Source organism: Taklimakanibacter deserti (genome assembly GCA_003574785.1).
On sequence record QORU01000093.1, the window covers coordinates 1 to 517 of the forward strand.

At 72.7% G+C, this 517-nt stretch carries 1 pseudogene; it reads right to left on the reverse strand.

Going from position 1 to position 517, the window contains the following annotated elements:
* Positions 1–13 precede the first annotated feature (13 nt).
* A pseudogene (locus tag DS839_RS36130) lies at positions 14–517 on the reverse strand (hypothetical protein); the annotation flags it as partial.

The following is a 517-nucleotide window of genomic DNA, read 5'->3' on the forward strand; positions in this document are numbered from 1 at the left end:
TCGAGTCAGGCCATCAGCGCTCGCCGGCCAGCCGGGGCTCCCGCTCGAGGGTCACGCCGAAGCGCTCGTGCACGCGGCTCGCCACCCGCTTGGCGAAGCCGAGCAGCTCCGCCGCACTGCCGCCACCGAAGTGAACCAGCACCAGCGCCTGGCGCTCATGCACCCCGAAGTGCCCCTCGCGCAGGCCCTTGAGGCCGCAGCGGTCGATCAGCCAGCCGGCGGCCAGCTTGACCCGCCCGTCGGGCTGGGGGAAGTGGGGCATCTCGGGGTGCTCGGCCAGCAGTCGCTCGGCCAGCGCCTGCGACACCACCGGGTTCTTGAAGAAGCTGCCGGCGTTGCCGAGCACCGCGGGGTCGGGCAGCTTCTCGCGGCGAATGGCACACACCGCCTCGGCCACTGCCAGCGGCGTCGGGGCCTTCCCCACCCGACTGGCCAGATCGCCATAGCCCAGGTGCGCCCGCCCACCACCACGCCGATGGCGGCGTAGAAGAGCAGGTCGCCGATGTCGTCGTGGGTC